Raw genomic sequence first — 9,962 nt, 5'->3', positions numbered from 1 at the left:
TCTAGCTTCTTTCTTGCCATGCTAGCGGCAGCAGTTTTCTCCCTCATAGGCCTAGCTCTAAAGAAATTAAAAAGAAAAGCCACAATCCCCTTTATCCCCTTTTTACTTGCTGGCTACCTAATAAGCACTATTGCTTACTTTAGTTAAAGGAGGGCAGGATGAAAGGAATTTTTAAAGGAATCAAGACATTGGCAAACTTTAGATTTAAGGCAGTTTATACCCTTGAAAATGCAGTGATTGTCCCCATATTTTTTATGGTCTATATAATCTCCATAAGCGTTGCAATTTATATGCACGACAGGATAATTTTGCGAAATGCCCTAGAGCAAGCGGCAATCGAATACGAATATCGCTACATTAATGCAGCAGAAGTTAAAGATAAGAATGAAATGACAGAAGAGGAATTTGCCACAAAAGTCAAAGACTACATAGATGCAAAAACTCTTTACTTAAACGACACAGATATAAATATACAAAAGAAAGATAACAATATTAAAATCACCGCGAAGGCAAGTTTCCCGCTAGTGACAGCCTACGTGGGTAAAAGTATAAACACAAGTGAAATGATATCAGTAAACAATCCGAAAAAATGGATAAGAATTACTAAAGCCTTAAAGGAGGCAGTGGATTAATGAAGATGAATAAAAACCTAATCGAAGAAAATTTAAATATAGAATACGAAAGAGTAAACGGCCAGAGCCTAATGACCATCGAGACAGACAAGGGCTACGAAGAGGATTACCAGATTAAGATGATTGTAAAAAATCGACTTGATCACTTCCTAAAGATTAGCAAGGCGTCTGTAAACAACAAACACTATTTAAAATATGACATCAGCAAGCGTCAGCAGTTCGCTCAGTTTTATGAATATGAGAAAATGAAACTAGAAGACGTTAGATTACTTTGCTCTAACATCTCAGAAATGGTAAGACTAGTAGATGAATACATGTTAGATCTTGATTTTGTCCTACTGGACCCTAACTTTATCTACATGGATGTCATCACTAAAAATTTGAATTTTATTTACCTACCAAGTTTGAAAAACTCCAACTTCACAGATAATCTCCGCTCAGTATTTGAGTATGTCTTAGAGCACTTTGATCATTCCATGGATAAGACTAGCGTGGTATTTTTGTATGAATTTTACCAAAATATTCTCTCTAATAGCTACGACCCATATAATCTTTTAAAGCTCTACAACGAGCTTCATGACAAGATGTTTATAGAGGAAGTAAAACCTCTTGAGCCAGATTACAATGACACTCCTCAAACTACAGATTATGAAAATGCAACAGAGCCGGAAGTGATAACCATTGATACAATTTCAAAGGAAGAAATCTTAATTGATGATCCTGAAAAGGAAAAACTAGAGGCCAATAAAAAGGTTCTGGCAGCAGGTATAATTTTTACAATCTTTTCTTTAATAGAAATGTTGTCTCCAAGACTAATTCCAATCACTATCCCAAAGGTCCTAAACTTTGCATTTCTTTTAGTGGGAGTTGCTTGTATCTACTTATATAAGAAAAGCTTAGATAGCTTAAAGACAGAGCCAGCCCTTACAAAGGAAGAAATTCCTTATGTGACAAGAGAAAAGAAGACAAACTATACAAACAAAGAACCCTCTACATCCCAAAGCCCAAACTATACAAGTCCAACTAAAACAAATCCAACATCTAAGACAGCCTTTAAAGTTGAGGATAACATCTCCGTTGATACAGTCCTTCTCTCAGATTTTGTAAAAAAGAGACATGCCAATAAATTCAAGTTAATTCTTGATGGGGACAGCACAGGCCTTATTGAATCAGTTCATAAAAACATGGCTTTTAAAAATCCAGAAGATGTAGAACTTGAATTAGATAAAGAAGAAATCATCCTAAAGAAATTCCCAATGGTAATGGGTAACTTTAAGGAAGTAGCTGACATTTTCTTTGACTCAAAGCTAGTTAGCAGAATGCACGCCAGTATTAAAAAAGAAGGAGAGGATTACATTTTCGAAGACCTTAATTCCTCTAACGGAAGCTTCCTAAACGGGGAAAGACTTGAAACTAGAGAAAAGAAAATTCTTAAGGATGGAGATATAATAACTATAGCATCAGTAAGTTTTAAGGTTGAAATAAGCTAGGTTTTATGCTATATTCAAGATAATAATAAAGTTTTGGAACAATTAAAGAATTTGGGGGATAGATTATGAGGGTAAATATTTATTACGGCGGAAGAGGTTTAGCTGATGACCCAACTTTAACAGTAATTTCAAAGATTCAGGACATTTTAGAGGAATTAAAGGTTAAGGTTGAAAGATACAATTTATACGAATTAAAAAATAAAATCACTTCACTAGGTTCAACTATAGGCGATTGCGACGGCGTGGTCCTTGCAACCACTGTGGAATGGGTAGGCATGGGCGGCTATATGCAACATTTTCTTGATAGCTGCTGGCTCTATGCAGATAAAAGCAAGGTAGAAGACGTCTACATGTTCCCGGTTGTCCTTTCAAGATGCTATGGAGAAAGAGAAGTTGTTAACGCTTTTAACAACTCTTGGGAGATCATTGGTGGAAAACTAGGGAATAGCCTAAGTGCCTATGTGGATAATGTTTCTGATTTCGAATTTAATGTAGACTACAACACCTTCATTGAAAAGTTTTCTGAAAATATATACAGAACCATCTCAAAGAAGGCTCTAACACTACCCTCAAGCACAAGTATGATTAAGAAAAATCTGCTTCGAGATACAATTCATCTAACACCGCAGGAAAATGAGCAGCTTTCAAAGTTTGCGGCCGACGACACATTTGTAAAAACTCAAAAAGAAGACATCGAGTATCTATCGGCAATGTATAAGGAACTCTATGATAGCGAAAGCAAGGGCGGCGACCAATATTACATCGACGTCTTGAAAAATAATTTCAACAACAGCAGCAAATACCTAGGAAGCTACATGCTAATAATCAGCGATAAGAAAGAGCAAACAAGCATTACAGATTCTTCCTCAAGCAAGAAACTAGTTATTGAAATCTCAGGTTCCAACATAGAGGTAAGCTTTGGCGAAAAGCTTGATGCAGATGTGATTGGTAAAATGGATAAAGAAACTTTTGAAAGAATTGTCAGCGGACAGACCTCTTTCCAGCGCTCATTTATGGCAGGAGACATGACTGCAAAGGGCAATCTAAAGGATTTGAAAATGTTAGACGAATTATTTATTTTTCAAAAATAGTAATATTGTAATATCCCTTTCTTTAGGTTATTATACTAAGTGTACTTTAGTAGGGTACAGTAGGTAAATGTGTACTATACAGGAAGTGCTAATAATAATAAGGGAGAAAGCACATGAAGAAAGATGATTGTATTTTTTGTAAACTTGCTAATGGAGAGATAGAGACAAACTCAATTTATGAAGATGAGCTTGTAAAGGTAATTTTTGATGCTAGTCCAGCTTCTAAGGGCCATGTTCTCATTTTACCAAAGAATCATTTTGATAACATTTATGAGTTAGACGATGAGACAGCAGCCCATATATTCAAGGTAGCTACTAAGGTGGCTAAGGCATATAATCAGGTACTTGATTTTGACGGACTTAATATCGTGCAGAATAATGGCGAGGCAGCAGGTCAAACTGTTTTCCATTTCCACATGCATATTATTCCAAGATACAAGAATGATTCTGTAAATGTGACTTGGACTCCAGGTGAAGCTACACAAGCAGATATAGATGAAATTAAGAAAAAGGTTTCTTCTTTATTGTAATTTATTACCATATTGAATATATCTAATTTTGTAGACATGTTATTTTAGTGCTTATAAATGGAGGAAGTTGGTATGATAAAACTAAGCAAAGGCGGAGCTTACCTTTTAAACGGTGTTGACATTATTGAGGATGGTGTTGATGTCTGTAAAGAAGTTGCTTCAAAGGTTGGCAGAGAAGTTTCAGTAGAAGAAGCTAAAAAGAACACAATCGCATATGGAATTTTAGAGAAGCATAATACATCAGGTAATATGGAAAAGTTAAAGATCAAGTTTGATAAGATGACTTCTCATGATATTACTTTCGTTGGTATTATTCAGACTGCAAGAGCTTCTGGACTTGAGAAGTTCCCAATTCCATATGTTTTAACAAATTGCCACAACAGTTTATGCGCTGTTGGCGGTACAATTAATGAAGATGATCACATGTTTGGACTTACAGCTGCTAAGAAGTATGGCGGAATCTATGTTCCACCTCATCAGGCAGTTATCCATCAGTTTGCTAGAGAAGAGCTCGCAGAAGCAGGCAAGATGATTCTTGGTTCTGATAGCCACACTCGTTACGGTGCTCTAGGTACAATGGCTATGGGTGAAGGTGGTCCTGAACTTGTTAAGCAGTTACTTAATAGAACTTATGATATTAACATGCCAGGGGTAGTTGCTATCTACATGACAGGCGAGCCAGCTAAGGGCGTTGGTCCTCAGGATGTGGCTCTTGCTATTATCGGCGAAGTTTTCGCAAATGGCTATGTTAAGAATAAGGTTATGGAATTCGTTGGACCTGGTGTTTCAAGTCTTTCAGCTGATTTCAGAATCGGTGTAGATGTAATGACAACAGAGACAACATGTCTTTCTTCAATTTGGAGAACAGACGATAGAATCAAGGAATTCTACGACATTCACGGAAGAAGTCAGTCATACGCTGAACTTAATCCTGGTGATGTTGCTTACTACGATGGAGTTGTATACGTTGACCTTTCAAAGATCAAGCCTATGATTGCTATGCCATTCCATCCAAGTAATACATATACAATCGATGAAGTTAACGCTAACCTAAAGGACATCTTAGCTGATGTTGAAAAGAAGGCTTTAGTAAGTCTTGATGGTCAGGTTGACTACTCATTACAGAATAAGATTAGAGACGGCAAGTTATACGTTGACCAGGGAATTATCGCTGGTTGTGCTGGTGGTGGTTTTGAAAATATTTGCGCAGCCGCAGATATTCTAAAGGGCCGCTCAATTGGTGCAGACGAATTTACATTATCTGTATATCCAGCTTCAACACCAATCTATGTTGAACTTGCTAGAAATGGTAGATTAGCTGACCTTATGGCAACAGGTGCTATTGTTAAGACAGCATTCTGTGGACCTTGCTTTGGTGCAGGTGATACTCCAGCTAATAATGCCTTCTCAATTAGACATTCAACTAGAAACTTCCCTAACAGAGAAGGTTCTAAGTTACAAAATGGCCAGATTGCATCAGTTGCACTTATGGATGCTCGTTCTATTGCAGCAACAGCAGCTAATAAGGGTTACTTAACTTCAGCAACAGACTTAGATGTAGAATTTAGCGGTCCAACATATCATTTCGATAGCTCAATCTATGCTAATCGTGTATTTGATAGCAAGGGCGTTGCAGATCCAAATCAGGAAATCCAGTTTGGACCTAACATTAAAGACTGGCCAGAAATGGTAGCTTTACCAGAGAATTTAGTAATAAAGGTTGTATCAGAAATTCATGATCCAGTTACAACAACAGATGAACTTATTCCATCAGGAGAAACATCATCTTATAGATCAAATCCTCTTGGTCTTGCAGAATTTGCACTTTCAAGAAAAGACCCTGCATATGTAGGAAAAGCTAAGGAAGTTCAAAAGGCAGAAAAGGCAAGAGAAGCAGGAGAGTGTATGGGTGAGGCTCTTCCGGAATTAAGAGATATTATGCATACAATCAAGGAAAGCTTTGATGTATCTAAGGAAAATACAGGTGTTGGTTCTACAATCTTTGCAGTTAAGCCAGGTGATGGTTCAGCTAGAGAACAGGCTGCATCTTGTCAGAAGGTTCTTGGCGGTTGGGCTAACATTGCTAACGAATATGCAACTAAGCGTTATAGATCAAATCTTATTAACTGGGGTATGTTGCCATTTATCATTGATAAGGGTGATTTACCATTTGCTAATGATGATTACATTTTCATTCCAAATGTACAGGATGCAATCACAAAGAAAGCTACAAGCTTTAAGGCATACGTTGTTAATAAGGGAATGAAGGAATTCGAACTTAAGATGGATGAACTTACAGATGATGAGCGCCAGATTATTTTAGATGGTTGCTTAATCAATTACTATAAGTCACATCACTAATAATCCATAAATTAGCTTGCTAATTGGCAAATTAAATTTTGCAAAAAATGGACATAATAATTTAGAAAAAGTTGAATTTCTTTCAGATTATAATTGCGATTGTTTTAAAATATTGTTACAATTTATATAATTTATAAAGGATGAGGGAGATTCTCGATTGAGAGTCTCCCATCAGCTTTATAAGAAAACACTTTTGGCTTAGAAAGAGGGAGTGAAATATATTATGGCAGACCAGAATATACTTAATGGCGGATTAGAAATTTTAGAGCAGATTATATCTGATGTAACAGAGTATAACGACAATAGAGAGGAACTTGATGAGTTAAACGATAGCATCAAGGCTTTATCTAGAGAAGTTAATACAGCAGAAAAAAATATTCAGACAGAAGTTACATCACGTGTAAAGGAAGGCAGCGCAAGTATAAATGCGAGCTATGATAAACTTGTTGGAGCAAGAAAAAATAAACTAAAGAAGGCTCAGGCTAAAAGAGACCAGGCTAAGATGGCAGGAGTAAAGGAACGTATTGCCGCAGAAACACAGGACTTAAAGACAGAAAATAGAGAGTTAAAGCGTCAGATAGAAAAGGCCTTTGCTCAAGAAAAGGTAAGTCTATTTTGCAATTCAAGATTATTTTTAGCATTATTTAATTCGAAAACTATGTTAGATTATGTTATCTTTGTAGCATGTGTTGCTATTGTTTTTGGCTTGATTCCATTTGGAATTTATATAAGCCCAGTTATAGATGATATATTTCTTGTTTTATATACATTTGTTGTTGCTTTAATTGTTATTCTCATCTACAAAAAGGTTAACTCAGGAATTATGGTTAATCACAGAGAATTAATAACACAGGCACAGGAAGTTAAGAGTCTCATTAAGATTAATGAATTTAAAATTGAAAAAATTAGACATAGTATTAAAAAAGATAAGAATGAAGAAATGTATGGCCTAGAGTCATATGATGAAAAAATAGAAGCTATCAACAACGAGATTATTAGAATCGAAAGCGAAAGAGAGGCTGCTTGCGATGAGTTTGAGCAAAAGACTAAGACTAATATTATCTCTGAAATTGAGGGCAGATATACAGGTAAAATTGAAGAGAACAAAAATATATTAGCATCCAAGAAAAAAGAAAGAGAAGTTCTTGAAAAGAAATTAACTGATCAGAAAATGTTTATTTCTAATAACTATGAATCTTATCTTGGAAGAGAATTCATAGATGATGAAGACAAGTTATTTGAGCTTGCAGAAATGATGAAAGAGTATGAATTTGATACAATTGGTCAGGCAATTTCTGAATTTAAGGAACTAAGATAAATAGGGAGGTCGTATGGCTGACATATTATCAGGCAAACCTAGATTCAATGGCGATAAGAACGCGCCAATTAGAAAAATAGTTCAAAAAGATTCAGAGGATAGCAATGATATTTACACAGAGGAAGAAATACGTCAAAAAGTAAGACAGCACAGAATCACACAGCTTAAGGTAGTGGCGGCAGTAGTATTTGTGATTGCTTTGTTAGTGCTCTTAGTTATTTACATTTTGGATAATAGAACTTATTCCTCATATAAATTGACTAAGTCAATAAGTAGAGAAGACGTGGAAACATCAGATTACATTTCCTATGGAGATGGATATTTAAGATGTAGTAGCGATGGTATTTCATATTTTACATTAGATGGAACCGCTGTATGGAATCAAACCTTTAGCATGAAGAAACCTCAGGTTAAGATTTGCGATAGCTTTATTGCAGTTGGCGATGTTAACGGTAATATGATTTATTTATTTGATAAGTCAGGTTACATAAGTGAAGTTAACACATCCCTTACAATTTCCCAGGTGGAAGTAGCAAAGGATGGCTTAGTGGTTGCGGTTCTTGAAGATAACAACGCTAACTATATTAATATGTATGACAAATCCGGTGAGAAAATCTATAGCGTAAAGACAACGCTTTCCGGAGATGGCTATCCATTTGATGTAAGCATCACAGATGATGGTACAAAACTTATGGCAGCTTACATATATGTAAGTGGAGAAGAAATTAAGAACAACATCGTATTCTATAATTTCTCTGAGGTTGGTAAAAATGAAACTGAAAGAGTTGTAGGTGGCTACGATTTCGATTCAACAATTGTTGGAGATGTGCAGTTCCTTACAGATACACTTGCAGTGGCAGTAAGTGAGAATAGCATCAGCCTATATAAGGTAAAAGAAACACCAAAGCTTTTAAAAAAGATTAGTATAGATGAAGAAATTCAAAGAATCTTTTATAGCGACAGATACATTGGTATCGTAACAGATAACACGGATTCGTCCGATTTATACAAATTAGTAGTTTATAACACTTCAGGTAATGAGATATGTGAAACAACGTTTGACACAAACTATGACACGATCCAGTTTGATGATTCAAGTATTGTTTTAAACAATGACTCATCTCTTTGTGTTATGAATATGAAGGGAAAAGTTTTAGCAAATATTTCCTTTGACTCCACAATTTCAGATGTGGTTTGCTTAGGTAAAAAAGGAAAGTATGTTATAATTAATAGAAATTACATACAGACTATAAAACTAAAATAATCTTTTCAGATTAATAAATTAAGGGAGGACAAGAAATGTTAGTAGTTATAATTTTAGCTATTTTGGTTGGATTTGCTATATGGGGTTATGCTCAAGGCGTGTTAAAGATTGCGCTTTCAATTGTTTCATTAATCGCAAGTATTTTAATAACAACAATTTTTGCCCCAATTATTACTGAAGCAATTAAAAACAATTCTGATTTAGACAACAAGATGGAACAATCCTTCTATGAAATTTTAGGAGAGAATGAGGCGGTAAATTCTTACCTCACATCCAACGAACTTGCTAATCAGACAATAGATACATCAAAGCTTACACAAATCTCTGATAAGATGAATGAAATTATTGAACAAATCGGTGAGAAGTTCGAATTACCAGATTCACTTGTAAAAGCTCTTTCAAATAACTCATCTTCAGATATGGCATCCACAATGTCTAAGTATGGCACAACAAGTGTAAGAGATATTACTTTACATATTGCAGCTACAAGCCTTACAAATATTGTATTTAACGCTTTAGTTTACATGATATTAATAGTAGTTCTCTACATTATAATCAGAATGATCTTAGCATTTACTAATATCCTTGCTAAGATTCCATTTGTAGAAGGAGCTAATCAAATCCTTGGAGCAGCAGTTGGTTTATGTGAAGGCTTAATTATAGTGTGGTTATTCTTTATAGTAATAACAGCTCTCGGAAACACAGAGCTTGCATCTAATCTATTATTAGATATTAATGAAAATGCAATACTAGCCTTCTTATATAATCACAACCCATTAAACACATTATTACTTACTAGAATCTTTTAAAAAATGTGTCGCTTTAATTCAAAACAAAAAATATAAGCTAGTAAATAAGCACATCTAGCTCGTAGACATAGGATTAAAAACCTATTAATTGCGAGTTAGATGTGATTTTTTTAATTGAAAAAGAAAAGAAAAATCATTATAATAGATACACGAATCTTTAAATTATGATTTGTAAAAATGTATGTATTCTTTTGAAAAACACCATCAAAGCCCGATAAATACTGACTTTCTTCGATTTTTTTGAAAAACTTCAAAAAAATCGCAAAAAATTAGAAAAATAGTGTTGACAGAAAGGGACTGTGGTGATAATATATACAAGTCGCTGCGATACAGCAACGACAACAAAACATCAACAAAGCCAGTAAACACAAGGCTTTGAAGACAAGAACCTTGACAACTGAACAGAATGACAACCTTGAAAATTCTTTGAAATATTCAAGCGAGTAATCAATCGTAAAACAATTTTG

At 34.9% G+C, this 9,962-nt stretch carries 8 protein-coding genes; all 8 read left to right on the top strand.

Going from position 1 to position 9,962, the window contains the following annotated elements; translation table 11 throughout:
• Nucleotides 1-158 precede the first annotated feature (158 nt).
• The 8 genes from QVA17_RS11570 to QVA17_RS11535 all read left to right on the top strand — a co-directional run bounded on the left by QVA17_RS11570 (nucleotide 159) and on the right by QVA17_RS11535 (nucleotide 9,495).
• Nucleotides 159-632: a TadE family protein gene (locus QVA17_RS11570; RefSeq protein ID WP_287389067.1), complete on the top strand. Its 474-nt coding sequence runs from the start codon at nucleotides 159-161 to the stop codon at nucleotides 630-632.
• The gene (locus QVA17_RS11565; RefSeq protein WP_287389065.1) at nucleotides 632-2,122 is read left to right on the top strand and encodes a DUF6382 domain-containing protein; all 1,491 of its coding nucleotides are present in this window, start codon (nucleotides 632-634) and stop codon (nucleotides 2,120-2,122) included. The genes QVA17_RS11570 and QVA17_RS11565 overlap by 1 nt, the downstream gene beginning before the upstream one ends.
• A gap of 65 nt (nucleotides 2,123-2,187) precedes the next feature.
• Complete coding sequence (locus QVA17_RS11560) at nucleotides 2,188-3,213, top strand: SCP2 sterol-binding domain-containing protein (RefSeq protein ID WP_027431022.1); 1,026 nt, start codon at nucleotides 2,188-2,190, stop codon at nucleotides 3,211-3,213.
• A gap of 113 nt (nucleotides 3,214-3,326) precedes the next feature.
• On the top strand, nucleotides 3,327-3,743 hold the full coding sequence (locus QVA17_RS11555) for an HIT family protein (protein WP_027431021.1): 417 nt from the start codon (nucleotides 3,327-3,329) through the stop codon (nucleotides 3,741-3,743).
• 72 nt (nucleotides 3,744-3,815) lie between these two features.
• The gene (locus QVA17_RS11550; protein WP_287389063.1) at nucleotides 3,816-6,104 is read left to right on the top strand and encodes a hydratase; all 2,289 of its coding nucleotides are present in this window, start codon (nucleotides 3,816-3,818) and stop codon (nucleotides 6,102-6,104) included.
• A 223-nt stretch (nucleotides 6,105-6,327) separates the two neighbouring features.
• Nucleotides 6,328-7,422 carry a hypothetical protein gene (locus tag QVA17_RS11545; protein ID WP_287389061.1) on the top strand — a complete coding sequence of 365 codons (1,095 nt, stop codon included), beginning with the start codon at nucleotides 6,328-6,330 and terminating at the stop codon, nucleotides 7,420-7,422.
• Nucleotides 7,423-7,435: 13 nt separating this feature from the next.
• Entirely contained in the window at nucleotides 7,436-8,686 is a 1,251-nt protein-coding gene (locus QVA17_RS11540; RefSeq protein WP_287389059.1) for a DUF5711 family protein, read from the top strand.
• A gap of 35 nt (nucleotides 8,687-8,721) precedes the next feature.
• Nucleotides 8,722-9,495, top strand: coding sequence for a CvpA family protein (locus QVA17_RS11535; RefSeq protein ID WP_287389057.1), 774 nt, complete (start codon nucleotides 8,722-8,724; stop codon nucleotides 9,493-9,495).
• Nucleotides 9,496-9,962: the final 467 nt, after the last annotated feature.

The sequence above is a fragment of the Lachnospira sp. genome (genome assembly GCF_016290755.1).
GTDB lineage: Bacteria > Bacillota > Clostridia > Lachnospirales > Lachnospiraceae > Lachnospira > Lachnospira multipara.
This window is presented reverse-complemented; position numbering and strand designations above follow the sequence as displayed.